The organism is Ensifer canadensis, from assembly GCF_017488845.2.
In the GTDB taxonomy this organism is placed as follows: Bacteria; Pseudomonadota; Alphaproteobacteria; order Rhizobiales; family Rhizobiaceae; genus Ensifer; species Ensifer canadensis.
Map to the genome: position 1 here is coordinate 2642442 of NZ_CP083370.1, position 25413 is coordinate 2667854.

Annotated in this window: 35 protein-coding genes and 1 tRNA gene; 20 read left to right on the top strand and 16 right to left on the bottom strand. The window is 58.9% G+C overall.

Annotated features, from left to right (window positions below):
- The first annotated feature begins 7 nt into the window (after positions 1 to 7).
- The 15 genes from J3R84_RS12860 (at position 8) to J3R84_RS12930 (ending at position 7965) form a co-directional block, all read left to right on the top strand.
- Entirely contained in the window at positions 8 to 793 is a 786-nt protein-coding gene (locus J3R84_RS12860; RefSeq protein ID WP_025428054.1) for an ATP-binding cassette domain-containing protein, read from the top strand.
- 394 nt (positions 794 to 1187) lie between these two features.
- A tRNA-Arg gene (locus J3R84_RS12865) sits at positions 1188 to 1264 on the top strand.
- 118 nt (positions 1265 to 1382) lie between these two features.
- Positions 1383 to 1574, top strand: coding sequence for a hypothetical protein (locus tag J3R84_RS12870; protein ID WP_203528046.1), 192 nt, complete (start codon positions 1383 to 1385; stop codon positions 1572 to 1574).
- Positions 1575 to 1877: 303 nt separating this feature from the next.
- Complete coding sequence (locus J3R84_RS12875) at positions 1878 to 3161, top strand: hypothetical protein (RefSeq protein ID WP_203528045.1); 1284 nt, start codon at positions 1878 to 1880, stop codon at positions 3159 to 3161.
- A 455-nt stretch (positions 3162 to 3616) separates the two neighbouring features.
- Complete coding sequence (locus J3R84_RS12880) at positions 3617 to 4039, top strand: hypothetical protein (RefSeq protein WP_203528043.1); 423 nt, start codon at positions 3617 to 3619, stop codon at positions 4037 to 4039.
- Positions 4036 to 4503, top strand: a complete 468-nt coding sequence (locus J3R84_RS12885; protein WP_203528042.1) for a hypothetical protein — start codon at positions 4036 to 4038, stop codon at positions 4501 to 4503. Before J3R84_RS12880 ends, J3R84_RS12885 begins: the two co-directional genes overlap by 4 nt.
- 117 nt (positions 4504 to 4620) lie before the next feature.
- The gene (locus J3R84_RS12890) at positions 4621 to 5298 is read left to right on the top strand and encodes a hypothetical protein (protein ID WP_203528041.1); all 678 of its coding nucleotides are present in this window, start codon (positions 4621 to 4623) and stop codon (positions 5296 to 5298) included.
- A gap of 106 nt (positions 5299 to 5404) precedes the next feature.
- Positions 5405 to 5713: a hypothetical protein gene (locus tag J3R84_RS12895; protein WP_203528040.1), complete on the top strand. Its 309-nt coding sequence runs from the start codon at positions 5405 to 5407 to the stop codon at positions 5711 to 5713.
- Positions 5714 to 5733: 20 nt separating this feature from the next.
- Positions 5734 to 5958 (top strand): hypothetical protein, encoded by a 225-nt coding sequence (locus tag J3R84_RS12900; protein ID WP_203528038.1) that lies wholly within the window; start codon positions 5734 to 5736, stop codon positions 5956 to 5958.
- 11 nt (positions 5959 to 5969) lie between these two features.
- Complete coding sequence (locus tag J3R84_RS12905; protein ID WP_203528036.1) at positions 5970 to 6206, top strand: hypothetical protein; 237 nt, start codon at positions 5970 to 5972, stop codon at positions 6204 to 6206.
- A 197-nt stretch (positions 6207 to 6403) separates the two neighbouring features.
- Positions 6404 to 6601, top strand: a complete 198-nt coding sequence (locus J3R84_RS12910) for a hypothetical protein (protein WP_203528034.1) — start codon at positions 6404 to 6406, stop codon at positions 6599 to 6601.
- A gap of 55 nt (positions 6602 to 6656) precedes the next feature.
- Complete coding sequence (locus J3R84_RS12915; RefSeq protein ID WP_203528033.1) at positions 6657 to 6902, top strand: hypothetical protein; 246 nt, start codon at positions 6657 to 6659, stop codon at positions 6900 to 6902.
- A 100-nt stretch (positions 6903 to 7002) separates the two neighbouring features.
- The gene (locus J3R84_RS12920; RefSeq protein ID WP_203528032.1) at positions 7003 to 7236 is read left to right on the top strand and encodes a hypothetical protein; all 234 of its coding nucleotides are present in this window, start codon (positions 7003 to 7005) and stop codon (positions 7234 to 7236) included.
- Positions 7237 to 7334: 98 nt separating this feature from the next.
- Complete coding sequence (locus J3R84_RS12925; RefSeq protein WP_203528031.1) at positions 7335 to 7505, top strand: hypothetical protein; 171 nt, start codon at positions 7335 to 7337, stop codon at positions 7503 to 7505.
- A complete protein-coding gene (locus J3R84_RS12930) occupies positions 7498 to 7965 on the top strand; it encodes a hypothetical protein (protein ID WP_203528030.1) in 468 nt (155 codons plus the stop codon). The genes J3R84_RS12925 and J3R84_RS12930 overlap by 8 nt, the downstream gene beginning before the upstream one ends.
- Before the next feature lie 541 nt (positions 7966 to 8506).
- Here the strand turns inward: J3R84_RS12930 and J3R84_RS12935 are convergent.
- The 5 genes from J3R84_RS12935 to J3R84_RS12955 all read right to left on the bottom strand — a co-directional run bounded on the left by J3R84_RS12935 (position 8507) and on the right by J3R84_RS12955 (position 12056).
- Positions 8507 to 9838, bottom strand: a complete 1332-nt coding sequence (locus J3R84_RS12935; RefSeq protein ID WP_225906281.1) for a deoxyguanosinetriphosphate triphosphohydrolase family protein — start codon at positions 9836 to 9838, stop codon at positions 8507 to 8509.
- A 492-nt stretch (positions 9839 to 10330) separates the two neighbouring features.
- Positions 10331 to 10702 (bottom strand): hypothetical protein, encoded by a 372-nt coding sequence (locus J3R84_RS12940; RefSeq protein ID WP_225906280.1) that lies wholly within the window; start codon positions 10700 to 10702, stop codon positions 10331 to 10333.
- 99 nt (positions 10703 to 10801) lie between these two features.
- Positions 10802 to 10972, bottom strand: a complete 171-nt coding sequence (locus tag J3R84_RS12945; RefSeq protein WP_203528027.1) for a hypothetical protein — start codon at positions 10970 to 10972, stop codon at positions 10802 to 10804.
- A gap of 12 nt (positions 10973 to 10984) precedes the next feature.
- On the bottom strand, positions 10985 to 11308 hold the full coding sequence (locus J3R84_RS12950) for a cell wall anchor protein (protein ID WP_203528025.1): 324 nt from the start codon (positions 11306 to 11308) through the stop codon (positions 10985 to 10987).
- A 25-nt stretch (positions 11309 to 11333) separates the two neighbouring features.
- Positions 11334 to 12056 (bottom strand): peptidoglycan recognition protein family protein, encoded by a 723-nt coding sequence (locus tag J3R84_RS12955; protein WP_057221850.1) that lies wholly within the window; start codon positions 12054 to 12056, stop codon positions 11334 to 11336.
- A gap of 77 nt (positions 12057 to 12133) precedes the next feature.
- Between J3R84_RS12955 and J3R84_RS12960 the strand changes: the two genes are divergently transcribed.
- Entirely contained in the window at positions 12134 to 12328 is a 195-nt protein-coding gene (locus tag J3R84_RS12960; protein WP_057221849.1) for a hypothetical protein, read from the top strand.
- 176 nt (positions 12329 to 12504) lie between these two features.
- Here J3R84_RS12960 and J3R84_RS12965 read toward each other — a convergent pair whose 3' ends face one another.
- Both J3R84_RS12965 and J3R84_RS12970 read right to left on the bottom strand, forming a co-directional pair.
- Complete coding sequence (locus J3R84_RS12965; RefSeq protein WP_203528023.1) at positions 12505 to 12984, bottom strand: hypothetical protein; 480 nt, start codon at positions 12982 to 12984, stop codon at positions 12505 to 12507.
- A complete protein-coding gene (locus tag J3R84_RS12970; RefSeq protein ID WP_057221847.1) occupies positions 12984 to 14396 on the bottom strand; it encodes a hypothetical protein in 1413 nt (470 codons plus the stop codon). The genes J3R84_RS12965 and J3R84_RS12970 overlap by 1 nt, the downstream gene beginning before the upstream one ends.
- 94 nt (positions 14397 to 14490) lie before the next feature.
- Between J3R84_RS12970 and J3R84_RS12975 the strand changes: the two genes are divergently transcribed.
- The 4 genes from J3R84_RS12975 to J3R84_RS12990 all read left to right on the top strand — a co-directional run bounded on the left by J3R84_RS12975 (position 14491) and on the right by J3R84_RS12990 (position 15636).
- Positions 14491 to 14640 carry a hypothetical protein gene (locus J3R84_RS12975; RefSeq protein ID WP_203528021.1) on the top strand — a complete coding sequence of 50 codons (150 nt, stop codon included), beginning with the start codon at positions 14491 to 14493 and terminating at the stop codon, positions 14638 to 14640.
- 52 nt (positions 14641 to 14692) lie between these two features.
- The gene (locus J3R84_RS12980; protein ID WP_203528019.1) at positions 14693 to 14962 is read left to right on the top strand and encodes a hypothetical protein; all 270 of its coding nucleotides are present in this window, start codon (positions 14693 to 14695) and stop codon (positions 14960 to 14962) included.
- A gap of 77 nt (positions 14963 to 15039) precedes the next feature.
- On the top strand, positions 15040 to 15318 hold the full coding sequence (locus J3R84_RS12985) for a hypothetical protein (RefSeq protein WP_203528017.1): 279 nt from the start codon (positions 15040 to 15042) through the stop codon (positions 15316 to 15318).
- A gap of 72 nt (positions 15319 to 15390) precedes the next feature.
- The gene (locus J3R84_RS12990; protein WP_203528015.1) at positions 15391 to 15636 is read left to right on the top strand and encodes a hypothetical protein; all 246 of its coding nucleotides are present in this window, start codon (positions 15391 to 15393) and stop codon (positions 15634 to 15636) included.
- Here the strand turns inward: J3R84_RS12990 and J3R84_RS12995 are convergent.
- The 9 genes from J3R84_RS12995 to J3R84_RS13035 form a co-directional block, all read right to left on the bottom strand.
- A complete protein-coding gene (locus tag J3R84_RS12995; RefSeq protein WP_203528013.1) occupies positions 15606 to 17654 on the bottom strand; it encodes a hypothetical protein in 2049 nt (682 codons plus the stop codon). The two genes, J3R84_RS12990 and J3R84_RS12995, sit on opposite strands and share 31 nt — an antisense overlap.
- On the bottom strand, positions 17654 to 19570 hold the full coding sequence (locus J3R84_RS13000) for a phage tail tip lysozyme (RefSeq protein ID WP_225906279.1): 1917 nt from the start codon (positions 19568 to 19570) through the stop codon (positions 17654 to 17656). The genes J3R84_RS12995 and J3R84_RS13000 overlap by 1 nt, the downstream gene beginning before the upstream one ends.
- Before the next feature lie 275 nt (positions 19571 to 19845).
- The gene (locus J3R84_RS13005) at positions 19846 to 21447 is read right to left on the bottom strand and encodes a tail fiber domain-containing protein (RefSeq protein ID WP_203528009.1); all 1602 of its coding nucleotides are present in this window, start codon (positions 21445 to 21447) and stop codon (positions 19846 to 19848) included.
- A gap of 3 nt (positions 21448 to 21450) precedes the next feature.
- The gene (locus tag J3R84_RS13010; RefSeq protein ID WP_203528007.1) at positions 21451 to 21897 is read right to left on the bottom strand and encodes a GNAT family N-acetyltransferase; all 447 of its coding nucleotides are present in this window, start codon (positions 21895 to 21897) and stop codon (positions 21451 to 21453) included.
- Entirely contained in the window at positions 21894 to 23504 is a 1611-nt protein-coding gene (locus tag J3R84_RS13015) for a hypothetical protein (protein WP_373688521.1), read from the bottom strand. The genes J3R84_RS13010 and J3R84_RS13015 overlap by 4 nt, the downstream gene beginning before the upstream one ends.
- Before the next feature lie 2 nt (positions 23505 to 23506).
- A complete protein-coding gene (locus tag J3R84_RS13020) occupies positions 23507 to 24109 on the bottom strand; it encodes a phage adaptor protein (protein ID WP_203528002.1) in 603 nt (200 codons plus the stop codon).
- Positions 24106 to 24705, bottom strand: coding sequence for a phage adaptor protein (locus tag J3R84_RS13025; RefSeq protein ID WP_203527999.1), 600 nt, complete (start codon positions 24703 to 24705; stop codon positions 24106 to 24108). The genes J3R84_RS13020 and J3R84_RS13025 overlap by 4 nt, the downstream gene beginning before the upstream one ends.
- Before the next feature lie 166 nt (positions 24706 to 24871).
- On the bottom strand, positions 24872 to 25195 hold the full coding sequence (locus tag J3R84_RS13030) for a hypothetical protein (protein WP_203527996.1): 324 nt from the start codon (positions 25193 to 25195) through the stop codon (positions 24872 to 24874).
- Entirely contained in the window at positions 25192 to 25395 is a 204-nt protein-coding gene (locus tag J3R84_RS13035) for a hypothetical protein (protein WP_225906278.1), read from the bottom strand. Before J3R84_RS13035 ends, J3R84_RS13030 begins: the two co-directional genes overlap by 4 nt.
- Positions 25396 to 25413 lie beyond the last annotated feature (18 nt).

Here is a 25413-nt window from a genome sequence, read left to right on the forward strand (position 1 = left end):
CCGACCAATGAAAGACCAACGCACTCCGCTCGTGGAAATGAAGAACATTTCCATCTCCTTCGGCGGCATCCATGCGGTCGACAACGCTTCCGTCGACCTCTACCCCGGCGAGGTCGTGGCGCTTCTCGGCCACAACGGCGCCGGCAAGTCGACGCTGATCAAGATCCTGTCGGGCGCCTACAAGCGCGACGGCGGCGAGATCCTGATCAATGGCGAAGCCGCCGACATCAGCAACCCGCGCGACGCCAAGAAATACGGCATTGAGACGATCTATCAGACGCTTGCCGTCGCCGATAACGTCGATGCGGCCGCCAACCTCTATCTCGGCCGCGAGCTGCGCACCCCCTGGGGCACGCTCGACGACGTGGCGATGGAGGCCAAGGCCCGCGAAGTCATGGGGCGTCTCAACCCCAACTTCCAGCGCTTCAAGGAACCGGTGAAGGCGCTTTCGGGCGGCCAGCGGCAGTCGGTGGCGATCGCCCGCGCGATCCTGTTCGACGCCCGCATCCTGATCATGGACGAACCGACGGCAGCCCTCGGGCCCCAGGAAACCGCCCAGGTCGGCGAGCTGATCAAGCAGCTGAAGCGCGAAGGCATCGGCATCTTCCTGATCAGCCACGACATCCACGACGTCTTCGACCTCGCCGACCGCGTCTCGGTGATGAAGAACGGCCAGGTCGTCGGCCAGGCCCGCACAGAGGATGTGACCAAGGACGAGGTGCTCGGCATGATCATCATGGGCAAGGTCCCGCCCAAGGCGATCCCCGGCCCCGGCGCCATGCAGACCGCCTAACCAACGACGCCACATGGCCCGGCAATCGCCGGGCCATGTGTTTCATCGGTTTAAGCGGAACCGAGTAGCAAGCTTCAAGGGCTTCAGCTCGCTTTACGAGTCATGTTCGACTCCGGTGCAGACCACCTCGACATCCCCACTGATCCATTCTGCATGCCCGACCTTTCCCCTCACCCGCACCGCCATGCCTGACACAAAGGGCACAGCTTGTCCCGCCCCGCCCGGCAGCCACATCAGGCCCATTCCAAAGCTCGACCATCGGCTGGCTTCCGCATCAATTTGTGAGCCGCTCGCAAATTCCCCTGCGAACTCCGTCATTTCACCATTGAAGCGACGCGCAAGCTAAGCTATGAACCGCTCACAGTCCGCTTCGGCGGCCTTGCTGCAAACGGATGCACCCGTAGCTCAGCTGGATAGAGTGTTGGATTCCGATTCCAAAGGTCACAGGTTCGAATCCTGTCGGGTGCGCCAAAAAAATCAAGAACTTACCCGATATACAAAGTCCTTCTGAAATGCCGCAGGAAGCATATAGGAAGCAGAACAAAATGTTGGACAAGGCTGGAAGCGCCGAAAGACCTTGGCGAGACCAATGGCTGAGACATCGATAATTGCCTTCGTCAAGGCCCTCGCCCGCTACAAGGCCAGGCGAGACGATGCCGCCGGGATAGTCGAGGAATCGATTGAGCGCTACGCCAACGATCGTTCAAAGGAGAACAAGGAAGCGGTTGTCGCCTCAATGGGGCAGGCTCTGGAGAACCTGTTCCAAGACAAGTGGCTTTGATCGCTTGACTCTCAATAGCACTGTGACACTTTGCACGCAGAACGTGCTAAGGATCAAACATGGCCAAGCGTGGCTCGTATCTCGGTGGGAGCACTATCATCAAAATGCCCCGCCCCAGTAGCAAAGGCAGGAAAGTCACCATCGGTGCGCTAGAGCTTGCGGCTGCAGCATTTGCGGCGAACCCACCCGAGATGTTTCCTGTGAAAGCCAGTGCGAAGCCACGGAAGCGCAAGAAATTGGCTTGATTGTTGGATCATTGGCCCTGAGCACGCTCGGTTTCACCCACTAGGCGGAGCCCATTGGATGGAAGAGCTGAAACGGACCCTTACCCGTGAAGAGCTTCATGACCTTGTCTGGTCAACCCCGATATTGAAGCTTTCCCAGGAATACGGTCTCTCCGACAGAGGCCTCGCCAAGATATGCGTTAGGCATCTCGTGCCCACTCCCCCGCGCGGCTATTGGGCGAAGGTTGAGGCTGGGCTGCCGGCAAAAAAGACACCACTTCGAAGCGTCGAGAACAAAGCCCTTCATACGATCCACATAGGCCCGCCGAACAGGCCCAGCGAGATAGTGTTGGCTGCGTTAGGGGCGGCAAAGGCGGAACGAAAGCGTATCGCCCAGGAGCGCAAGCAGAAGGCCGAAACGGCAGCACCGAATGCAGCGCCTGTCGAACTGCCTGATGTAGACCAGCCCATAGATGTCTTCCACAAATCCATCGCTCCAATTGTGAAGCACTTGCGAAACGCGAAGCCGAATGGCGACGGCGTTATATCAGCAAAGGGCGTGTGCGTTCACGAAAGGACTCGGGAGCGCGCCATGCGCATTCTTCACTATCTCGCGCTCAACACCGAGGCTATGGGCGGAAAGCTGGAAGCCGATCAGCACGGGTTGCACTTCACTACTTCCGAGGGCGCCGTGCACATCAGTTTGACGGAGGAAAGAAAACGCCCGAAGCATAGCCCCACAGAATCCGAGCTCGCCGAATTTCAGCGGCGAAAGGCCAAGCGGGACAAGGAGCGTAATCGACGCATCTGGTCGTTCGAACGGTTGGAGCCCTGGCCTGAGTTCGACATCGTTTACACAGGGAAACTGACCCTCGGCTACGACGGATACGCAAGCGGATTGAGGAAATCGTGGTCTGACGGCAAGTCCCAGACGGTCGAGAGCTGCCTAGAGAACTTTGTCGCAGGGATGCGCACTATCATTGTCGCAAATGCCGAGGAAAGCCGGAAAAGGGCCGAACAGGAGCGAGCGAGGCAAGCGATGTTACGTCGCCGCGACCTAGCTCGTCTACGCGCCGAGCGTGAAGGCAAAAGATTGGCATATCTCGAAGAGATTGCCGTGGCGCGCCGTAAGATAGCGGACATGCGGCTGACAATCGAAACGATTCCCGAGGCCGAGCAGCTTCCACCCGAGTACGAGCGGATGATAGCGTGGGCGAAACAGCGCCTAACCGAGTTGGAGGCAAGGACGACAGTCGAGGCAATCCAAACGACTTTGATAACGAGAGAGCTTTTTCCCGATCCCGACAATCTCTTCGATTCAGATGGCGATCCCCCTACGAAACAAAACTACTGGGACGAATAGACCATGTCCGTTGAGATCCGAACCTATGAGATTCAGCAAGACGGGAGCTTAGAGCCGCACTCGATTCTGCCAATAAGCTACTACCATGGGATCTGCCCTCAAGTCGGCGATACGCTTTGCAACGACCTCATGCCGGAAGCGCCGCCCATATTCTATGAGGTTATGAGGCGTTACTTCTTCAATACGGTTGGTGCATTCGGGTGGGCACTGGTTATCTGCCGGCGAGAGGCCAGCGACGATCGGTCTCGGGTCTACGAAGCATGGATCGATGACACCGATTTCTGGAACGGGGTTGACGAAAGGGAGGAAACCGAAAGGAGCTCGGCGTTACGGGGGTAGTCGCTAGCCATGGAGAATGAACGCAAACAAACGGGTAACTATCAGGCAAAGACGCACAAAGGCCACGAAGCGGAATCCCAAGCCACCGACGATTAGTGACTAGCCGAGGTAGTAGCGTGCCGGAAAAGAACAATTGGAAGCTCGGTCAAATCAGATCCGCCGCCAAACTCGCCGTCGAACTCGGCGTTTCTATCGAGCTTAAGGCCGACGGATCTATCGTTGTCGCTCCCTCAGCAGGAGATCCAAAAAAGCCGATGTCAGCGCTTGAGAAATGGAAAGCAGAGCAAGAGGAATTGAAGGCGCAGAATCCGGAGGTTCTCCCTGGCCTAAATCAGCGAGAGACTTCGGCGCTCAAGCAGCTCGTCAATCATGGGGGGAAGCTAGCTGCGAACCGTTTATCGCACTGTGGGCCAGCAACCTTACGCGGATTGAGCGAGCGCGGTGCCATTGAACTTAAACCACTGGAAAAGGGCGGTGACCGGCCGGTGATCGTTCACCTGACAGCGTTAGGCCGCAAAGCTTGGGAGAGCATCCGATGACCGCGAAAGCCCTTATAAAACAGGCTGAGCTTCAGCGCCTGGCAGATGTCGCCAATCGTCACGTCATCACGATCGAGGTGGAGACCGCGCACTATAAGCTTCGAATGATCCCAAACAGTGTGCACACCCCACAACCCGCCGACGACGTGGTTTCTCCGACGCGGAACCCATTAGACATCCCGTTAAGCGAGCATCCACCCGAGCCGATCCAGCCTCCGTTCGACCACCGGGAGAAGCGGGCAATGGATTATCTGATGACGGTTGGCCCGGATAAGGCGATCGATTGGTACACGTTGAAGAACTTCGGTCGACATACTCAAAGGAAGCTTCAAGAGCGCGGCTATATCGACGTGAGCGCTGAGACGGATCGCCAGGGAAATCCGGATCAAGTCTGGCTCACCAAGGCGGGCCAAAAGGCAATGCGGGCGCTCGATGCACACAGAACGAAATACCCTGTGCTTTGAACGCCCCTGCGCGCCAAGGCTGTAGCCTCATTGGGCGAATTCAATTCGCGTTAAAGCGGTAGTAGCATCGACACTGCCAGCAGCAGTCACAGCTGCGTAGCCAGTGGGGAGGTCGACATGCTTCTTACGCATACTATTATCCGCGAGGATGCACTGGAAATCCACGAGATTGAGGGCGAAGGCGATGTCGACTTTGTCCACGACTTCTCCATCTCCGAGGACAATGGTTTCATCGTAGTTCTTATTGAGAAGATACGAGGTGCCGTTTACAGCAACCTGCGTGATCAGGGCGAGAATCTTGCTCGGGATGCCAGAGAGAAGGTGGAGCTTTATTTATACCGTCCGTCTAAGAAGCTGTGGAGCCTCTCCCTACGTATTAAAGCTAAAGGCGACTCCGCTTTTCGCGCTACCGTTGGCTTCTTCAAGAGAACGATCGAAAACGCAAACAAGGACCTCACCTGCAAAGCATGTAAGGCGGTATGCAAACTCCTCGTATCTACAATTCTTGCCTCGATTGGGATCCCTTACCTCGATGGAGCCGAGGCTGCTGACGCCGTCGATCAGGCTGTAAGTTTGAAAGAATACAGAACAGGCATTGAGGCCTTGGCAGACAATCCAGTCGCGCCAGACCACCGGGCTAGTTCTATCGGCGAGCTTATGGCCCGAATTGATCCTTCACTGCTAAAAGGCATCCGGTTCGCGCTAGATGCGATGAATTGGTATCTTGACGCAACGGACAAAATCTACACATTCGCATGCGCCCAGGTGGGCTGCTGCCAGCCGCCGAAATCTTAGAGAACATCTCCAAACCAGAGCAAAGACAAATTGACGACCAGCCTTGCCAACTCGAAGCAGGACGCGTCCATCATATACCGCGTGTCGATTTTTTAGGGGTAGACAAATGTCCCTCACCACCGCGTTCGTCTCCGAACTCATCTGGGCCGCCAACCAGTCGCAGCATCTCACGACATTCGAAAAACGGCGCCTGCTAGAGCGCGCCGTCGCGACCATACGCGACATGCGCGAGCAAGCCGGCATACCGAGCAGCAACACGGAAGCTGATGCCGTGATCGAGCTTCAGACGATAGCTGGAGCGATTGACAATCGGACCGAGGAGCAGATTGCGGCAGCGCTGCTCGATGCGGCCGACATGATCCGGACGTTGCGCATCCTCTTGGACACCGGGACCGAGGTGGTGATCAAGAATTGACGACTGCAGGAAACAAAAGAATGACCCCATCGTATCTGCCAGCTGTGACGCCGCCCAACAGCCCCGACTTACATGATGACAGAATAGAAGAATGCCAAACAGCTATTGCCGATGCCTTCCGGGCGTTCATTTCGCATTGTGAGGCTGCCGGTTGGTCTGACGATGATGTCGCCATCGCGTTAACCGAGATGGCCGATGAGCACTTTCGGTCAATTGGCTTCCAACGATTGAAGGCGTCCTCCTAAAGGAACCCGTCATGGCAGAGATTCTAGAATTCCCGCTCACCCGCGATCAGCGCGAAGCCAAGGAGCGGCTGCGCGAAGCGATGCGCGAGTTTAATGCGGCGGTGAAATTCGCGGCGAAAACGGGGTTGGAGGTAAAGACCTACCAGCTCACGTGCTACGCCACATACAGCGCCGAGCCGCTCACTCTGGTTGATTTCTCTGCCAATATCCCAGGTCGAATGCCAACAGGTAACGTCGAAGGCTTTTGAACTGCCGTCAGCCGCCGCCTATCGCTTCATTTCTTCTTCGAAGTCACGAATCACCTGCTCCGCCGAGGATCGCGGCGAGGAATCGAATCTGTGGTCACAAAGTGTCTGGCCGGCCTACCCCGAAATCTAGCTTGGTGAATCCTACAATAGCCAACGGAGACCGTTACGGCGTAGCCTCTGCCCAAGAGGAGACACTCATGGAAACATCCACTTCGATCACCGAACTTGCCGACGACGAGCTTCGTGAGGTTTGCCTGGTGGCCGTTTTCCTGCTTGCTCAAGCAAATTGGGTCAACGGGGTCGACGACGACATGTGGCGCGACGTGCTCGACGAGGCCTATCGGCGGGGCTGGACTGACAGGCGCGTTAAAATCGAAGGCGAATCATTAAATTAGCGGGGCCTTGCAGAACGCGGATTGCGCCCCAACATCTTCTGCAGGAGGAAACGCCATGCCGAAAATCCCCGCGCCCAAGCATCCGAAATGCCATCCCGACCGTAGTCTCCATTGCCAGGAAGCCATTGAGGCCGAATTCCAACATCTGGCCGCAAAAGCTGAGGCGGCCGGCTGGTCACGGGAAGACGTCGCTGAGGCTTTGATTGAACTGGCGGAGAACCACTATCTGGCAATGAATGCAGAAACGGAAATGTTCGAGCTTGGCGCCGGCGTCGTGGTGCTTGTACCGAAACCGCATTAACCCCTCCCCACGGCAAGTTCGAAAACCATCTTCTCCAGGTATTAACGCATGTCGCCGATTATTCCATGCGGCCATGGAGCCTTAAAACCGGGGTTGTGACTTGATCGACGTTCTTCTTGAGCTGTTTGGCTACACCACCGCAAGACTGGTACTTCCGATCATCACTCTCGGAAAGGTGCGCGTTCAACCAATAGCCTCGGCCGATAGAGGTTTCAGCTGGCTCGGGTTCAAACGGGTCGCCGATGGCTCGCTGATGTGCCGCGCTGACATGGCGGGATTGATCGGTGTGCTGCTCTGGTTGCTTACTGCCGTTCTTTTCTTCGTGTCCCCATAACGCTCCCGCAGCAGGACGCTTACTCCCCAAATCTCGGTGTTGACTCTCTGCCTCAATGAGAACATTTGTAGAACAAATATACTCAGAAGGCATTGAGCATGAGCGACGAAACCGGCGCAGCGAAAGCCGCAAGCAGCGGCCCGTATGTCCACCTATGCGAACACCCCGACTGCAAGAAGTGGGGCGGCTTCGGCTTTGCTGTCGGAAGGGCCACGCCGAACTGGTTCTGCTACGAGCACCGACCGGAATGGAAGAAGGGCAATGCCTAAGAGCGGCGCCTGGTGGCTGTCGGAGCTTGTCGCCAAGGTTCGCGTCGAATGTTCATGCGGCATGAAGAAGCAATATGACGCTAAGGCGCTGCTAGAACGTGTCGGCGACATGCCTATGCCGTCCCTCCTAGGGAAACTGGCTCAAGCCAACGGCTGCTCGAAAACCAAGAACAACTTCAACGATCGCTGCCAACTGAAATATAGCGACCCTATGCCTTCGGAGGCCCCGCCCTCCCGATTGTACCGGCTGGCAATGCGGAGCCAGCCGGACGACCGGAAGAAATCACCTTCGCCAATCTGCCGGACTGGTATGAGCTTTTCTGCCATTGCAAACGCTGCGGCCGGGAACGTCACCTTGATCGGCACGGCCTGGCGCGCCGGTTCGGCACGACGCAGTCTATCGTGGCCCTTGGTCGACGCATGCGCTGCAAAGTGTGCAGCAACAACAACGGTAACGTGATCCGGGTGGGGAAACAGAGACGATGATTGTCGACCGCAGCGATGGCGCGCAGCCCCTTAAACGAGGCTTAGCGCAGCTTTCCGTATGGCGATACCGACGAGCAGGACGCCGTAATCGACGAGATTGACCGCATAGGGACGAGGAATGGGCGACGAAGGCTATTCATCGCGGTGTAGAAAGGACATCCAGAGCCCTTCGAGGATTATCAGGGCGTGATACAGCGCGATAAGACCAAGTACCGCACTTACGGCCATAGCTCCTAAGCCGCTGATTACAACGCAGTGCTCGCTTGAGCAGGGATCATTGTTTAGAAGGTACAACCACGCTGCCGGCACAAACATTAGAACAACCAGTATGATCGCCAATCTGGATCTGGTCGGCAAGAATTACCCCCTGACGTGTATTTGAAGCCACGACGCTACCATCCTTGCTTGACCCCGCGCCGGTCGCCTTTCGGGGATCGATCCGCCGATACGTGGAGGTTGCCTCCGAGGCCCACTTGCTAGCGCTCGGGTACGGGCCTGCACCGCACTGGCGCGAATTACCTCACTATTGGATCCAATACAGACCCTGTCACCGCACCTGTGAGCCGTGAATGTAGCGCTATCGCCTCTGACTCGGACAAACCGGCGATGCAATCTGCAACGAACCTAGCCGGGCTCGTACCGGCCATTGGGCGAAGATAGCGCAGTCTGATCGGCAAGAATGGCGGATAGCCTATGGAATTGTCTGTACTTGAGGTAAGCGCTTCAAACAAATCACGGATGATTCGCTGTTGACCAAACTGCTGAGCCGCAAGCGTTGGACTGCCAATAATATAGTCGCGTGTGATTTGCTTCAGTATGTGGACTTCGTCGACGTAATCGCTATTGAAAGTAACCGCGACGTTAGATGAGCGATCCTCGTTGATCCTTATCGCGCCGATGTATGTCCCGATCAACTGCGACGTCATACGACGCAATTGTTCGCGCTGCTCCCGCGTGCCATCATACGGCTCCGACAGCAATTCTGTGTAAGTACCTTCTAAGAAGCCCTTGAGCCGTTCATAAGCGGCATCCAATCGATGCTCTCCGACAGGGTGAGAGCGATTGGCGTGCGAGATAATTTTGTCCTTTTCAGCGAAGACTTTCTGCCAAGGCAGAGCGTTGCATCGGTGAAAGTCTTCGAGGTCGTGGACAGAGTAGGCGACGTCGTCCGCCCAGTCCATTAGCTCAGCCTCTAGGGTTTTCTCAGAATGGTTGGCGTGATGCTCTCGCGCAAAATCAAAATCCTCTTGCTCTGACTTGTAGACCGACCACTTCTTCGCTTCCTTGCCCGTTTTCCCCCGATACCAAGGGTATTTCAGGCAGGCGGCCAATGTGGCACGGGTCATGTCGATCCCATTCACCTCTGGGAACCGTATTGCGAGCTTCGTCATAATTCGGAATGACTGAGCGTTCCCCTCGAAGCCATCGTCGTCGTGTTTGGTCACCAACTCGTTGAGCGTGTGCTCTCCGACATGCCCGAACGGAGGATGCCCAAGGTCGTGGGCAAGACATGCCGCTTCCACAACTTCTGGGTCGAGGCCTCTGAATATGCCCGCCCTCTTCTGCTCTTTCGCAAGTTTCTGAGCTAGCCGCCGGCCTACCTGCGCGACCTTTAACGTATGCTGTTGGCGGGTATGGAAAACATTCGCCTCACCGGCTCGCACAATCTGCGTAATCCCGGCAAGTCTATGGAATGCTGAGGAGTAGAGGAGCCTGTCCCGATCACGCTCGAAATGCGTGCGCTGGTCCAGGCCCTCCTTTTGGTGCCGTCGCTCCTGGCGATGGTCTAGGGTCCAGCCGGCGTTTGTCAGGCAGCCACCGCCTGCATAACGACGCTCAACTTCCAATCCGCACCGACGGAAACTCGACCGCGCTCCGAGGCCCGTTGAATCGCCAACTGGCTATCGCGACGCGAATGGTTGGTGCGCACTAACTGATTGCACAACTCCGCTGCAGTCGCGCGACCGCCTAGATCCACTAGAGCTTGAACGACGACGTCGTCGGATGGAATTTCGTCATACGGCATAACTTTTCCCTCCACTGCGATATCAATAAAACCGGAGCCGCGTCCATCGGTTCCGAACATATCAAAGCGGTTACACACGGTACGGCAAATCGAATAACAGTACCTTAATTCACGACCGAGGCGTCGTCTAGCAGCGTTTAAACGTCTTGTATAGCCGGCGGTGTGTCGCACCGTTCGCCCAACATAGCCTCGTACCAACGCACCACAACGTCCGTCGCCCACGTTTGAAACGAACCAAGATAGTTTTTCGTTCCGCAACATGTTGCAAAGAATTCCACCAACTGGGTTACCTCTCAAGGTAACCTGGCATTGGCTAAGGCGCGCGCGACCGCGATCCACGCCCGTTCTCCTCAAGGCGCTGCAGTATCTCCCGGACAAGCCGCATATCCGAACTGAGATTGTTGAGCGTGTTCTCGACGGCGCGCATCGAGGTCGCGGCCTCAGCGGCTTGCTTTTCCACCCCGGTAATTCGGAGTTCGTGATTGTCGAGCAAGCGCATTGACGCCTCAAGAGTGGTGACGCGCTTGTCGATCTGGTCGAGAGTTCGGGCGTGCGCGCCCTGATTGGAACTCAGGCGTTCCCAGGTGGCGCCCCACGCGACGAGCCCACCGGCAAAGCCGACCAGGATCACGACGGTGTTTAGATTCCACTCCCATTTCCAGGCCGGTGCTCTGACGGTTGTCATTTCATCACCTTGTTGCTGCCCCATTCCTGTCCCTCGTGAATGCATGCCATGCAATTTGTCGGAAGGTGGCCGCCCCGCCGCGAGGCGGCCACGTAGCCGTTACTGCTGGTTCTTCGGTGCGAAGTAGGTCAGCACCGCCGGCAGACCGATCGTCAGCGCGTAGAGCGCCAGATAGCCGTACCAGGGCGTGTCATCCGGCATGAAGGGAATGCCGGCGGTACCGGTCAGCGCGCCACCGGCCGCGGCGGCAATTGCTTTCGAAACGTTCATGGTCGATTCTCCTTAGCTGGCAGCTTTTGCTTCGCGAACGGCGAGCGTGATGGCTGCATAGGCCTCGGCGGCCTTCACAAGTGCTGTCGCCGCGGTGACGCTGCCCGGATCTTTGCAGACCGTTTCGAGTGCTTCCCAGGCAACGGCCTCGCGGGCAACGGTGCGAGGTTTGATATTTCCGGTGCTGGCGACGACGACGAACGCAGAGTGCGCCGTTGCGGCTGCCGAGCAGATCTGCGGCAGGTTCTTCTGAATGGCCGTATCGATCGAGCCGGTGGTTGTGGTGCAAGCGGACAGCACAAGAGCCGCCGCTGATACGATGATCAGTGAACGCATGGTAGTTCCTTCGATGTTGGAAAGGTCAGAGTTTCGCGGATGCTTCCGCGCGCAGTTTGTCGCCGCAGGCCTTGGCGCCCTTGATCGACGGGTCGAAAGCAAGGCGGGTGAAATCCCACTTGCCCCGCTGCTGGATGCCCAGATTGTTCTGGACCTCCGCATGAGAGAGCACCGTCTTGTCGGTGATCTTGATGTTGTAGCGCCGGCAGAGATCCGCCACGACACTAGTCAGGGCGTCCCACTGCTTGCGCGTCATTGGATATTTGCCGGGATCGAACGGAGCCTCGTTCGAACCGCCCATGCAGCAGAGTGAAACGCCGATCGAGCCGCTGTTGCAGTTCAGCGTGTGAGCCGCATAACCCTTCTTCGTCGGCGACTGGTTCAAGTCGATCGACGGACCGCCTCGGATGAGCTTGCCATCATCCTCGATGAGGATGTGGTAATGGCCGCGGTCGAACTCGCTCGCCTTGTGAGCACCAGCTGTCCAGTGGCAGATGATGCGAACCATCTTGGCCGGTGGCATCCAGTCGGCCGGCACCGTCTGAGATTTCACGAACGCTTGTGGCGTGACTGGAGTGGCTGGCGGCGAGTACATCGACGAAAAGGCGCGAAGCGACTGCAGTTCATCGAGTGCATTTCCGGTTGCGATGATACTTTCAATGCCGAAGTCACCGTCGGCACCGGATTTTGGGAGCTGAAACCCGAGCGCGATCAAGCGCCGCTGCAGAGCCTGCACGGTCGTGTTCATGGTGCACCTTTGGTTTCGGGTGTGGTAATTCGCTATCACGGCGTCGAACCGACGCTCAGGTTGATAGGATCGAGAGAATGACCGATGCAGCGAAACGAGCCGCCGAGTTCGCGAAAAGATACCTTGCTCAGCGTGATCAGCTGAAGGCTGAGTTGGAAAGCGCGAGGACAAAGGATGACGCACGACGCATCAGCGAACTTACGCGAGACCTGAAAATCTGCGAGAAATACATCGCCGACAACCGTCTCGATCGGTTCAAGCCGCCGAAGTAGCCCAGGGACCGGCAGACTGGAACCAAGGACAATCGGGAAGCAAAAGGCCCCTTCCCCTACGAGTAGGAGAAGAGGCCCCGTCTGAGCGTTCGAATTCACAGACAGCCGGTCTTATGACTGAAAAGTTGGAGAATTCAAGCGTTGGTTGGCCGACCTTTTTGCGTCACGTTCTGCGATTAGAGGCCGGCTGCAGCCAACCACATGTTGTCGATTTCCTCCTCAGTCAGGCCGAGCGCGGCACCGACGGTCGCGATTAGCGGATGCATGCGATTGAACGTGCTCGCATACTCCCATTCGATCTGTGCTTTGTCCTTGTCAGGGCCGGCCGGCATGCCGCCGATCGTCGATGTGACCGATGAAAGGGGAATGCCGTTGGTCACCAGGCCAAGCCGAAGCTGGCGAGCCGTCAGGGATGGCATGGCCGCTCGCAGCTCCTCGACAGCCGGCGGGATATACGCGGCAATTGCGCCGTAGTCGCCAGCAAGGGCCTTCTGCCAAAACTCGGCCTCGTGCTCATATTGCACTGCCGCGCTTGCGCTCATCCCGAACGGGTGCGGCTCGTCGAACTCTGCAAACTTGATGTTCGCAGTCAGTGTCTCTTGGACTGCGTCGGCCCAACGAAGATCACTCACGGCTTCGATTGTCAGATTGCTCATCAGGAGATCCTCATTGCGACAGAGGCGGAAGCGTTGGTGATGACACCCATGGCCCGCCATGTCCCGGCATCAATTCCGAGCACGGCGCTGTTGGCGGAGTTCGACCAGTAGAGATCCGTGCCGGCAACGGTGGAACCGGGGTTGATGGTGCCAGCGGTTTTCTTGAGGGCAAAGGCGTAGGTACCGATCGCGCCTTGCGAGTTACCGGCGTAGAGGCTGCCTATCTGGGCGGCTGTAGGTTGGTTCCCGTCACGCCAGACGGTGGTATCGACGGAAACCGTAGTAGCAGCAACGGTGATACCAGTGCCTTGCCCTACAGCGAGTGTGCGGTCCGCCGCCAGGCTCCCACCTCCCGTCAAACCGTTACCGGCGATAACCTGGCGAGTTGGGTTGACGGGCGTATAGCCATAGATGCCGTTGAGATCGGCAGCCGTCAGCACCAATTCGTGGGTGTGGCTGGTCGTGGTGACGCTGTTCGTCGAGGTGTTTGTGACGCTGGTCGGCGTGCCGAGGGTGAAGGAACGGTTCGCCGACAGATCGCCGCCGCCGGTCAAACCATTGCCGGCGGTGATCGTGCGGCCGGTTGGAACTCCTCCGAGATCCGTCAGCGTTAGGTTGCCGGTATGCCAGACAGCGTAGTTGTTGGCGCCAACGATGTAACGGCACCCGTCGACGCCGCCGGTATTTGCCAGAAGCATTGCGGTTGCGCCGCCTGTGGCGATGTCGTTCTGGATTCTGAAGCCGAATGCGGTTGTCGCACCATCGTTGTGCTGAATGTACCCCTGACGCGTGGCCTGTTTGTAGAACGACACAAACGGGTCGCTGGTGGCGTCGCCTGAATCAATACGGATCGCCTCACCACCCAGCGTGAGCGTTAGGCGTCCCGACATGTTGACGATGCCGAAATTGTAGGTCGCCGCGCCCATGAGGGCGTCGGCAACGGTCCCTGTCGTCAGGTTCGACGCGTTGTTCGCTCCCAACGTCGCGCGTGCCGTGGCCGCGTCCGCATCATCCAGCACGGTTTTCATGAACGTCGAGACGCCGAGGGTGGTCAGCGCCGTCGACCCATTGGCATCATCAAGCAGCGTGCGGGCAAAGGCCGTCAGCGCCGTCGTCGCGTAGACGTCCAGCGCCGTCGTGTAGATCATCTGGTCGGCGACGGTTACCAATCCCGAGATCGACTGAAGGCCGGCGTCATACGCTTGAACGTTCGTCCCGATCGCAACGCCGAGCGCGGTCCTGGCAGCACTCGCTGATGTCGCACCGGTACCGCCGGCCGTGATCGGACGAGCTGCGTTCGCATCCGCCGTCAGGTCGTCGATCAGCGTGTTGTACGGCACGCTCTGAATGGTCGTGTTCGGCACACCTTTGGTGCCGGCCGGAGGGCTATAGACGCCGCCTGTTCTGGGCATGGGCATTCTCCATAAAAAAAGGCCCCCGGGTGGGAGCCTTGCAAGTTCTGCGGGTTTTCGGTTTCATCACCCGTGGCAAACCGAGGGGCTAAGCATGTCGATCGACTTGGACGGCGAAGTTGAATGTGGAGTTCAGATGGTCATGGCCGAATATGGCGTCAGCCGCGAGGAGGCGATAAAGCGGATCCTTCGCGACTGGTTGACGGGTGGCAGCTACATCCCGCTCGACTCCACCGAAGATTGATTCAATGATGCCGCGTGGCGAGCATAGTGCTCGTTCAAAAGGGGGAATATTGATGAGCGTTGAAGAGGCAGACCTGATTAGCGATCCGCATACCGTCCCTGTCACGTTCAGCAACATTATGCTCGGTGGCGGCTTGGTCAACGGGGTGATCAACTTCACGCTCGGCGTTTTCAGGTTCACCCCCACCACGGATGGAAAGATCCACAACGATCCCATCATCTGCAGCAGGATCAGACTTGATCGAGATACGGCAATTACCCTTCGGGATTTCCTCAATCACCAAATCGCATTGCTCGATACCCCGCAGGATAAGGCGAACTGAGCCCATCTTCATTTCCTTTCACTCTCGTGTATCTTCGTGTGATGTCGAACAATCGAGACGGCAGTCTGTGGAGCATTTTGAAAGATCCCGAGACCGACTATGGCGTCGTGTGTCAGGTGTTCTTCGGCATCGTCCTGATATTGGCCGGCTTCGGAATTATCGGGTATCAAACCCTAGACTTTCTCCACGATGGCGCCTGGCAGCCGATTTCGATCATTGACGTAGCAAAGCTGTTCTTCGACGAACCATGGCTGCGCCGACCGACAAGTTGGTATGGCCTTCATTGGTTGCTTGACTGGATACCCGCAGCTGCTGCCTGTTTTTTCTTCGGAACCACGACTATTCTGTCTTCATGATCCGGATGGCCGTCCAAGCAACCTGCATAGCAGTAATTGCGCCTGCCGCGTCGCTCGCTTATGTTGTAGACCATGCAGATCGACCACAATCCACACGAGCCGTCTCACAAAGCGCTGAAAATCATCGGCGTGCTTACGGCTGTGATCGTCCTGGCCGTGTCTATTCCGCTGACCTTTGGAGTTCGTTGGGTTGCCGAATTGCTCCCCGCCGAGGCTGTCGGAGCATTCGGGATTGCTTTCATGGTATTTGCTGCCGGATTTTTCGCCGGCCGCTGGGACGCAGCTCGTCAGTTCCGCACGCCTGGCAGAGAAGAGTAACCCGCCAAGCCGCCAGATCTTGCCAAAGCTCGAACCGTCGAAGCCCGTTGCTGGTCGACCACGTTCTTCTCACCGCGCCGAAGGATCGCCTCGACGATCTGGTCTCGGGTCGAACCGGTGGCAACGCTGAGACGGCCGATATCTTCCGCCAGTTTGCCGGCGTTGGTATCGGCATTCCCCTGCACCACCCTTTTCATGATCGACTTGAACAGCTTGGCTGCCGTTCCTGTCAGCGTCGCATCAGAGGGGATTTCCTGCCCCTTCGATACCTCGTCGAGAAACTGATTGAACCGCGACCCCATGGCCGTGTCTGAGCCACGCGTGACGCGGTTCGCCGTGTCGGCAAAGACATTCTCGCGGTCAATCGAATTAAGCACGTTGTCGGCCCTGTCCTCGCCGAACAGCATACCCAGCTTTTCGCGGTTCCAGTCGCCCTCACCTCTGACCGTCTTGCGCAGCGCGTTCAGGTCGTTGGCTTCCGTGCCGATCGCCCGGTAAACCTCCCCGAGGGAGCTTTGCTGCATGCGAAGGGGCACGCCCGACGGTCCGATCATCTCGCCCTGGGGCAGCGCGCCCTGGCGGAGGGTTTCGTCAAGTTCTGACGGGCGCATGGCGGTGGCACCATTGTTCATGATTGAACGCCCCTCACCCAAGGCCTCACGCTGGCGCGCGATTTCCGCGAACTGCCCATCGACTTCCTTGATCCGCGGCACCGAAGCGCGCAGGCCGTCGTCAATCATCTGACGCGCCTCTGTCAGGGCCGAAATGACCTTCGGGTTCTGCTCCGTTTCGAGAATGCCATCGATCGCCTGTCGGGTTTCGAACGCGATAGCCGGATCGGTCGTGACCATGTCTTGCCCATTGACGTTGAGCATCTGCCGGACGTTTCGCAACTGGCGCTGGGCCGGCCCGCGCATCCGCTGGATCTCGTCATCGAGAGCATCGGCAATCGGGATGAAATCGTAATTCGACCTCTCCGCCATCACCGGCCCATAGCGACGCCTCACCTGGTCCTGGTCCGCCGCTAGCGATCGATCAACGCGCGACGGCACCGGATCCGGACCGAGATTGTCGGCGACATCCGCACGCAGCCGAGTGTTGGCGAGGTCGCTACGCTCGTTGAGCGGATCCACGATAAGACCGCGAGTGCCCGGTCGAGCTGCTGCGCCGCGAGCCACGCCGAGCCATTCGGGCGAGACGTCGGCCAGCATGGCATTGGGCCCAAGCTGCTCAAGGGAATCACGATATCGGCCGACTTTCGACGGATCGGATAGCTCGTCGACGACATAGCGCCGCGCCTGGTCGGTGACCGTGGAAAGCGCATCGTTGCTTTCACCCAGGATTTTGCGGGCGAGCGAGGATGCGAGCTTGTTGGCGCCGGCGGCGACGGGCAGCATGACAACGCCTGTCCCTACACCGACGCCAGTTTCAAAGGCGGCTTGCTTGGCTCTCTCTTTCGCGCCACCTTCGCCAGCACCGAAGCCCTGAACCGCGCCCGTCCCACCGCCAGCGACGCCAGCAGAGACGAGGCGAGACCCAACAGACGCACCGGTATTGCCGAGGGCATAGTTACCGATCGCAGGAGCTGCCCGTAAAAGCGCAGCAGCCGAGCCAACGCCGCCCGCGATCTGCAGGCCGGTCGATAGCTTCGGATTATCCGTGTCGTACTCGTCGTCTTTCCGACGCTGGATATTGAGCGCCTGGTCGTAGCGCTCGCCCCATGTCTGGCCAGGCAGCTTTTCATAGCTATCCGGCAAGAACGGGTCGACCAGCGGGGCGAACGTCGCATTCGTGGCGGCGTCGAGCTCGTCGAGATAAGAGCCAATCCCAAGCGTTCCCCGGGCGACCGATCGGACCGCCCCCTCAACGCCACCAGAGCGCGCTGGGGCGTTCCCCTTGCCGCCGGCAGCCAGTTGCGTCGCGATTTCGTTGACGGTGGCTTCCTGCTGTTCTGGCGACAGCGTTTTAAAGCTGTCGTCGACCTGAACCTTGACGCCGTTGACCGTGAGAGTTCCCATTAATCTCCATAGCTCCAATTGACGCCGGTTTGGGTCTTTTTGGTCCCCTCATTCGGGGTGGGCCCATTCGGGATTTTGTAGTTTTCCAGCGGGTTTTGCATCTCGCGGATACGCTTACGGCCTTCGGCAGGCGTGATTTCCCGATCGGCGACGGCATCGGCGATGACGCCCATCTGCTGCTCGTATTCGGAAATCCCGCGCATGGTCTGGAAGATAAGCTCGTTGCCGCCTGGCTGGTTAATGATGCGGGGCAGTGATGCCCGGAACATCCTGATATCGGCATCGGACATCGGGCCGGAACCCGGAGCGCGCTGCTCAGGGACCATTTTCTCGAGCAATGCAGATGCAGCCTGAATGTCGCTCGTGCCTTCTCCGATCGGAATGCCCCAATCGCCCGCAATCTTCTTGAAGCCACCCTCGATGCCCTGCGGCACATTGGCGAAGATGCCTTCTAGCCGGTTGATCTGACCCATACGCGCCCGAGCCTGCATGCCAGCATCGGATAGAGCAGCGAACGATTCAGCATTCTTCTTGTCCAGGTTCTCATAGAACTTGTCGCTCTCGCCGACGCTGACGTTCGTCGTTCCGGCACCGGCTTTGCGTTGCGCCTGCTCCCATTCGAGCGGGCCGAGCGGTGTGCGCCCGTTCTTTGTCTCGAACTCCCGATAATACTCGTAGTTTTGCCGATCGGCCGTCGGCTTCTGCGCATCAGGGTATTCGGCAATGACCTGCCCCGTCTGGTTATCGACCAGCCGGCCGTTGACGACAGAGGTCTCACGCTTGCGAGGAGCATTCAGGTCCTGCTGCAGTTTCCTCATTTCAAGCTGCCGCATCGGATCGTTGGCAAGCATCTGCTGCTCAATCATCGATCGGGCAACGGCTTTCATCTCAGGCGTGGCAAAGTCGTTCGCCAGCAGTTCGTAAAGACGGGGGTCGACGCCGCCTGCCGACTGCGCAACTTGCGATGGCTGCTGCTGACCAACTGCCTCTGCCTGGGCGATCTGCTGCGGGGTCGCGGGCGCCCCACTCGTCAGAGCCGGCATAATGCCACCTTGGGCACTGGCAAGCTGCTGTGAACCTTGGAACTGCGCGGGGATGCCTTCCGGTAACGGCTGCGACTGAGGTGGAACAGGAAGCGCTGAAATGTCACGCGGTTGCTCCATGCCGGGCGCCTGAGCACTCCTTCCCGGGAACCGAGCGGCATACTCCGGCGTCTGCTCATAGGCCACGACCTCGTCGGACAGCGATGCGCCGGCCTGAGCGGCACCAGACTGCGCAGCAGGATCCACGAATGGTGAGACGAAGGGGCTCGTCGCCGGCATGGTACTGCTCGCCATCGCCGTGACCGCGTCTGCCGCCGTATCCGGCATGCCGATCGACGGGTCGAGGCTGGCAACCTCCCGCGACTGCGGCTGACCTTGGAACTTCGGCAGGTAGGCATTCGCCGAGCTCATGCGCGCCGCTGCCTCGCCGCCAGGGCGGTTCCATCCGGCGAACTGCCATGCGCGGTTCATAAGCTGCTGCGCTTCCTCGACAGACTTCGCGTTGTTCAGCGCCGCGACGAGGTTCGGATCTTCCTGAAGGAAGAATTCAGTCTGAGTTTGCGGGCTAATCGCACCAGGTTTCTCACCCTTCTGGCCGGCGAACGAATAGAGAGCTTCCAGACGAGGGCCGCGCCAAGACATGATGCCGCCAGCTGTACCGGGAGCACCTCGTTCGCTCGGGTCGCTCCAAGAGCGGTTTGCATTGCCCGGGGAGAACCGGCTTTCCGCATTGCCGGTGGACGCGACGGCGGCGAGGCCAAACGGGTTCGTGATGCCGCCCTTCACAGTGTCCATAAAGCCGGAATAGACGTCGCCGCTCGTCGTCGTCGAGATATTCCCGCGGCTGTCTACCTTTGGCATGTTGCCACCCATCGCCGCCGGGTTTGTTGCTGCCGAAGGCGCCGTCGCATTGCCGAGGATCGAGTTGTAAAGCGTCGAGGCCGCATCGGTCCCGGCCTTCTCGGATCTATCGGCACGATATTTGCCAATGCCGACCGCCGCGCCCTTGAGCATTGCTCCGATGCCCTCGGCAACGTTCTTCGGCTGGTTGCCCATAATCTGACGCGCCAAGGCGTCCTGCATCTCACGCTTGCGGGCGAGCGACTGCGCCGTTTCGCCAGTAGTGCCGCCGAAGAGAAACCCGACCATTATTTCTTCCTTCCTGCTGCAAAGAGCGCGCCATAGTCGACGCGGCGGAGGCCGTCACTGCCCTTGCGAACAGCATCAGGGCGCTTCTTCTCGACGTCTTGGGCCATCACACCGATGTGCCGTTTGCCGTCGTTGTGTTGGCCCCGGTAGGAATACTCGTAGAGCCCATGGCCTTTCAGCTCCCCGACCTTCTCGATGTCCTTCTTTGCGGTTTTGTCGGAAAGCGTGAACATGCCGGCGAGGCCGCCGAGAACTGAGCCGATGCCAGCCTGTTTCTGATTGTAGGCGCCGACCTTGTTGGCATAGTCCTGCTGAACCATCCCGGCATAGTCGATGTTCGGGATGCTCTGACCTTGCGTCGGCACGAAATTCGGGTTGTTCACCTGAGCGCCCGACATGAGGCTGACGATTTCGTTGATCGGTTGGTTGCGCAGCGCGTATTGCTCGTTGAGATACTGGGCGCGTGCCTGGTTCTGCGCCGCAAGCTGCGCCTGCTGGGCATTGAACGTCTGATCTTTGAGCGCGTTATTCGCCGCGGTCTGGGACTGGTTGTTCTGGTACATCTGCTGATTGGCGGAGTTCCCGAATGTGGCCGAGGCTAGGCCCTGATCGAACTTCTGCTGCTGCGCGGTGTTGTTCGCCTGCAGCTGCGCCTGGTTCTGGCCAAACTGCTGCTGCTGGGCAGCATTGCCGAGCTGCATATTGTTCGCGTTCTGCCCATACTGCTGCTGCTGCGCGGTGTTTGCGAACTGACCGCTCGACAGCATCTGGTTATAGGCCTGCTGCTGCGCGCTGTTCTGGAAACCCGCCTGGTCACGAGCGAGGCCGGCAAGACGCGATTGCTCCTGACCGGCATTGAGAATCGCGCCAAACCGAGCGTCATTCTCCTGCCGCGTCGCCGCATCGATAGCACGGTTAAACGCCTCTGAACCCGGCTGCAGGCCCTGGTTCGCCAACTGCGTTTCTAGGGCGGCGCGGCTGCGTTCGAGCTGCGGGTTCATCCGCTCCATCAGCGCATTTTCATAGCGTGAGGTGTCGGCGCTGTAGGCGTACGTCTTGGTGATGTCGCCCGCGTCGCCCAGTGTCTTCTGGATCGTGCCGGCGTCGGCGACACCCTTCTGGATGTTTCCTGCGTTCGCAATCGTGCTCTGAACGTTGCCGGCATTGCCGAGGCTGGTTTGCAGGTTCGGGCCCGATCCATACTGCGCATACTGCGGCAGTCCGACCTTGGACGGGTCACCAGCAGCCGGCGCGCCGCTTAGATTGAACGGCTTGCCAAGCAGATCCTGCAACCGTCCCGACTGAGAATTCGCCAGCTTCGACAAATTGAGTTCTGCCGCGTCGTTCTGCGTCTTGATGGCCTGCTGCCCAGGCGACAGCGTCTGCGTGGCTGTCCACGTCGGCAGATCGTAGACGGCGCCGCTCATCGGGTCCGTCCACTTGTTGGTGCCGCTCTGGCTGTACGTCAGGCTGCCGTCTGGCGTCACCTGATTGACGTTGCCGAGATAGCCATTGGCGATTGCCGTGCCGATGTTCGTCGACGTCTGTGCGGACGCCGTTTCGCGCGGGTCTGGTGCCTTCGGTGTTTTGCTTTTGCCCATGATTTACCTCCGATTGACGGGATGCGCCCGCCAGTCGTCATCTGTCAGAGTGAACAGGATTTCCGCCTCGTCGCGACCACGCAGGCGAGGAATGCGATAAGCTTTGAAGCCGAACCGCTCGGCGATTTCGATCATGACCGCGTTGCGTTCCGAGACTCGCAAAACGACGATCTGGCAGCCGATCTGATCGAACGGGTAGCCGAACATGCCTTTGAGCATCGGACGCGTCAGCCAGCGCTTGCAGGTCGAAGCCGAGGACAGTTCGATAACCCCGGCTTCTGGTGCGTAATTGTGAAACACAACGCCCGCGACCAGTTGATCCTGGTCGACAAGACCGAGCGTCGTGAAATTCTCGAAACCCCGATCGCAGCCGGTAATGTGGCTGGCGACGAAATGTGCGATGGCGGCGTTGTCGGCCGGATTAGCTGCCCCGCCCCAGACAAGCCTCATGCGCTGGCCTCGCCAACCGAAACCTGCAGTGTGGCAAGGTCGACTTCGATATCGAGCTTGACGGCGCCGCCCGAGGTGATGACGCAACCGACGGCTAACATGTCGCCGACTGCCCGCACATTCTGGCGAAAGTCGTAGCGCATCAACTCCGACACACCGTCCCACACGGCGACGTCCCAGAGGCCAACGTCCCACTCCGAAGAGGTGGTGTTGCCCTCGGTCACGCTGTTAAAGTTCGGCGTGGTCTTGTCGAAATCAGCCCTTGCGAACAACCGCACTTTCGGCCGGGATTTCCCGCGAAAATACATGTGCGCCATGGTTCCGGTCGCGCGCTGCCCGAACTGGCCTGCCGGCGCGAACTGCGAAAGATACGTGGCGCTGAATGTCAGGCCGTCGTCGGTACCGCTGGTATCGCCCTGCCAGACATACCCATCGAACGAGCCGAAGAAGAGCCCGCCTTGCAGGGTTTCATAGCAGAATGCTTGCCAGTTGGTGATGGTCGACCAACGCCCGGTGAGGACGTTCAAAACGAATGTCGTGTCGGTGACGACGGTGTTTTCGGGGAAGGCCACGAACACAAGGTTTTGCTCCGGCCATTGCTTCAGCGTCCAACCGCCGCCTGTCGCGTTGGCCGCCCGCTTCCAATCATCCTCGATCGGCCGCGAGACAGAAACGAGGCTGAGGGCCTGCCGGTCACGCTGAAACACCTGGGAGATCGGGGTGAGCCCGTCACTCGTGGCAATGAGGATATCGGCTCCTGCCCTGATCCATGCATTCTTTCCGAGTGGCTTACCGAGTTGATAGACGCCCTTCAGCGCAAAGTTGTTCGCATCACTAGGGTCAGATCCGGCATAAACCGCTACCTCGCCCTCGGTCGAAACAAACACGCACATGTCCGACAGGCCGTCGCCACTCTCAAGCGACCAGGAAAAGCCGGTCAGCAACGAACCGCCGCGCTTCATCACCCCGCCGAGTGGGAAGACGACAGCCGCACCACCCATCGCATTGACGGGCAGGTAATAGGCATCAAGCGTTGCGTTCTTCAGGAAGAACTGCCGGTTCTTGAAGAGCCAGCCATAATTGAGCTGCGGCATGGTCGTGCCGTCGACGAAGGTGATGGCCGGTGACGTCGTCCAGCTCGTACCGTTGTAGATCCGCCGATCGTTCGCGCCATTGAGGCAAATCAGGTTCGAGACGCCTGCGTTGGTATGCTGGAAAGTGCACCAGTCACCGCCCGCAAGCCCTGAAACGTCCGCCGCGGTCGTGGTTGGTGGCGCTGCCGGCGAGCTCACATTGTAGATTGCCGTGTCTGTCGCGACGAACAGCTTCTCATTGACGCCGTACTTGTATTTGAAGGCGCTCTTGATATCGCCGCCGTCGGCAGCCAAGGCCCGTTTCTGCGAGCCTCCACGGATCTTGCATCCGACCAGCGTCGGGAAGAAATTGCGCAGCACGATTGCCGATCCCGGCTTTTGCGACGCCATATCCGTCGCCGTAACAAGGCCGTCGCGCGGCGCAGGGAACGTCACCGGCTGCGATGACTGCATCTGGCCGACACTCACCGAGCCGCGATTGCTTTGACCCACTCGGGCCGGCCTCACCGCCATCTTCATGATGCACCCCGATCGGCGTTGATTTCCTGCAGGAGGTCGGCCTCGAACTCGGCAAGATTGTCGTCGAATGGTAGGCCTTTCTGCCGCTTCCATCGCCACAGGATGCCCTTCACGAGCAACCGCTCCGGGAAAAGCGTGGTGTCGTCGTCAGCCTCAAGCGTGTCGCCCGGGCCGTCCGGGTCATGCAGCACCCAGAACTTCGACACGTATTCGATAACTGAGCCGACACCGGTAGCAGCCGGCGAAAACAGCACCTGGTTGCCCTTGATGAAGAAATACGGCTGAGCGGATACCACGCCGACGATCACGGCCCACTGTGAGCTGTTCGTGACGGGTCGATAGAAGGCACCGGCTGCACTGCGCACGGCGCCACCAGGCGTCAAACGCTCGTAGTCATCCGGCAACGGCTCAGGCGAGCTCAGGGCAACCCGTTCCTTCAGCAACTGCTGCCAGTCAGCACGGCGCGCAATTTCGTCGCCTGCCTCTTGGGCAAGCGCAACCATCGTGCGCGCGTTCGGATCGTTCGAACCATAGATGCTGTCGAACTGATCAAGGGAAACGACATCGCAGACCTGGTTGATAGCAGAGAGCAAGGTCATGGCGTCGGCCCTCCAACAACAACCTGCGCATTGCCCCAGCGCGAGCGCTCGTCGCCGATTTTCAGACCGGACAGAGCCAGCATCTTGAGCTGTTGGGCAGCGCCAACTTTGCCAACGTCACGCTCCCAGATCGCGATTTCCTCAACCAGCGAATACAGGTAGAGGTCCGCCGCCTTGTCGAGCAGCCAATTCGACGGGTTTGCCGGCGTGAGCGGCGGGATCTTGCCATAGTAGGTGACGGTCAAATCCTGATCGCAGACCGGCCGCACGCGCATATTGCCGCCAACGACCGCATATCCGGCCGGAATGCCGCTGCGAGCGCCAAAACTGTCGGTCAGCTGCTGCAGGGCAACGGCGCGGATCGGATGGCCGGCCGCCGTCTTCACCTCACGCGCCTCTAGAAAATCGGTCGGCACCGGCGCTTCGCCGTTGACGATCGACACCGTGCCGACGACTTCCATTTCAGCGATGCGAAGGCCCCGGTTGAGCTTCAGCTCTGCCAGGCCGAGAAAGCGCGGGAAGAGATGCGCAATGTCGTCGCGGCCGGAATACTCGCCAGCATCGACGAGCAACGACGCATAGTCCGAAATGGTCATAGGGGAACCTTCCGCGCGCGATCGGCGGCAGTGAACATGCGGGAATGGTCTATGAGGCGCGTAATTCGCTCATTCGCTTCCCGGTGAACCTCCGGGGCGTCCTCGGCACTGGGCCGGCTCGCCTCGATGGCCTTCACCTGCGATCTGATGCGATCATACTCGACGCTCATAGTTGGCCTTCCTTGGTCCGCCAGGCGCGATTGTCGGAGTTATTGAGGAAGCGCTTCACGAACTTGTCGTCACCCTCGGAGTGGGCCTGAACAATTCCGGAATCGTGAGCGATATTCAGCGGGATCGATGCGACCCGGTGCCAGTCGCCGCGCCATGCCTTCTCGGCGCTGTTGCGGACGTCCTGGTTTTCGCTGATGAGATTGTCGACGGGGTAGTCGACGCGGAACACGTCTTTCTCCCCGTCGAAATAATGCCAGACCGAGCGGCCCGTCATCATATCGTGTTCGTAGAGCGTCCAGCTCCCGTCACGAATGATCATTTGGATTCGCCCGGGAGCGGATCATTGCGCTTCGCCTTGTGCTCGTCGATGAGCTTTTTCGCGAAGGTGAGCGGAAGCTCGGTCTCGGCACCGGCCACCAGGCGTTCGCCCTCGTCGGTCCAGACGTCGCGCAGCAGCTTGACGGGGATTTTCTTCTCTTTTGCGGCCTCGGCCGGCTTTGTCTGATCGGTCATTTCCATTGCTCCTGAAACGGAAAA

Coding starts and splice junctions, on each gene's coding strand:
- J3R84_RS12860 (WP_025428054.1), top strand. CDS start 8: ATGAAAGACCAACGCACTCCGCTCGTGGAAATGAAGAACATTTCCATC.
- J3R84_RS12870 (WP_203528046.1), top strand. CDS start 1,383: ATGGCTGAGACATCGATAATTGCCTTCGTCAAGGCCCTCGCCCGCTAC.
- J3R84_RS12875 (WP_203528045.1), top strand. CDS start 1,878: ATGGAAGAGCTGAAACGGACCCTTACCCGTGAAGAGCTTCATGACCTT.
- J3R84_RS12885 (WP_203528042.1), top strand. CDS start 4,036: ATGACCGCGAAAGCCCTTATAAAACAGGCTGAGCTTCAGCGCCTGGCA.
- J3R84_RS12890 (WP_203528041.1), top strand. CDS start 4,621: ATGCTTCTTACGCATACTATTATCCGCGAGGATGCACTGGAAATCCAC.
- J3R84_RS12895 (WP_203528040.1), top strand. CDS start 5,405: ATGTCCCTCACCACCGCGTTCGTCTCCGAACTCATCTGGGCCGCCAAC.
- J3R84_RS12900 (WP_203528038.1), top strand. CDS start 5,734: ATGACCCCATCGTATCTGCCAGCTGTGACGCCGCCCAACAGCCCCGAC.
- J3R84_RS12905 (WP_203528036.1), top strand. CDS start 5,970: ATGGCAGAGATTCTAGAATTCCCGCTCACCCGCGATCAGCGCGAAGCC.
- J3R84_RS12910 (WP_203528034.1), top strand. CDS start 6,404: ATGGAAACATCCACTTCGATCACCGAACTTGCCGACGACGAGCTTCGT.
- J3R84_RS12915 (WP_203528033.1), top strand. CDS start 6,657: ATGCCGAAAATCCCCGCGCCCAAGCATCCGAAATGCCATCCCGACCGT.
- J3R84_RS12925 (WP_203528031.1), top strand. CDS start 7,335: ATGAGCGACGAAACCGGCGCAGCGAAAGCCGCAAGCAGCGGCCCGTAT.
- J3R84_RS12930 (WP_203528030.1), top strand. CDS start 7,498: ATGCCTAAGAGCGGCGCCTGGTGGCTGTCGGAGCTTGTCGCCAAGGTT.
- J3R84_RS12940 (WP_225906280.1), bottom strand. CDS start 10,702: ATGACAACCGTCAGAGCACCGGCCTGGAAATGGGAGTGGAATCTAAAC.
- J3R84_RS12945 (WP_203528027.1), bottom strand. CDS start 10,972: ATGAACGTTTCGAAAGCAATTGCCGCCGCGGCCGGTGGCGCGCTGACC.
- J3R84_RS12950 (WP_203528025.1), bottom strand. CDS start 11,308: ATGCGTTCACTGATCATCGTATCAGCGGCGGCTCTTGTGCTGTCCGCT.
- J3R84_RS12955 (WP_057221850.1), bottom strand. CDS start 12,056: ATGAACACGACCGTGCAGGCTCTGCAGCGGCGCTTGATCGCGCTCGGG.
- J3R84_RS12960 (WP_057221849.1), top strand. CDS start 12,134: ATGACCGATGCAGCGAAACGAGCCGCCGAGTTCGCGAAAAGATACCTT.
- J3R84_RS12965 (WP_203528023.1), bottom strand. CDS start 12,984: ATGAGCAATCTGACAATCGAAGCCGTGAGTGATCTTCGTTGGGCCGAC.
- J3R84_RS12970 (WP_057221847.1), bottom strand. CDS start 14,396: ATGCCCAGAACAGGCGGCGTCTATAGCCCTCCGGCCGGCACCAAAGGT.
- J3R84_RS12975 (WP_203528021.1), top strand. CDS start 14,491: ATGTCGATCGACTTGGACGGCGAAGTTGAATGTGGAGTTCAGATGGTC.
- J3R84_RS12980 (WP_203528019.1), top strand. CDS start 14,693: ATGAGCGTTGAAGAGGCAGACCTGATTAGCGATCCGCATACCGTCCCT.
- J3R84_RS12990 (WP_203528015.1), top strand. CDS start 15,391: ATGCAGATCGACCACAATCCACACGAGCCGTCTCACAAAGCGCTGAAA.
- J3R84_RS12995 (WP_203528013.1), bottom strand. CDS start 17,654: ATGGGAACTCTCACGGTCAACGGCGTCAAGGTTCAGGTCGACGACAGC.
- J3R84_RS13000 (WP_225906279.1), bottom strand. CDS start 19,570: ATGGGTGGCAACATGCCAAAGGTAGACAGCCGCGGGAATATCTCGACG.
- J3R84_RS13005 (WP_203528009.1), bottom strand. CDS start 21,447: ATGGGCAAAAGCAAAACACCGAAGGCACCAGACCCGCGCGAAACGGCG.
- J3R84_RS13010 (WP_203528007.1), bottom strand. CDS start 21,897: ATGAGGCTTGTCTGGGGCGGGGCAGCTAATCCGGCCGACAACGCCGCC.
- J3R84_RS13015 (WP_373688521.1), bottom strand. CDS start 23,504: ATGGCGGTGAGGCCGGCCCGAGTGGGTCAAAGCAATCGCGGCTCGGTG.
- J3R84_RS13020 (WP_203528002.1), bottom strand. CDS start 24,109: ATGACCTTGCTCTCTGCTATCAACCAGGTCTGCGATGTCGTTTCCCTT.
- J3R84_RS13025 (WP_203527999.1), bottom strand. CDS start 24,705: ATGACCATTTCGGACTATGCGTCGTTGCTCGTCGATGCTGGCGAGTAT.
- J3R84_RS13030 (WP_203527996.1), bottom strand. CDS start 25,195: ATGATCATTCGTGACGGGAGCTGGACGCTCTACGAACACGATATGATG.
- J3R84_RS13035 (WP_225906278.1), bottom strand. CDS start 25,395: ATGGAAATGACCGATCAGACAAAGCCGGCCGAGGCCGCAAAAGAGAAG.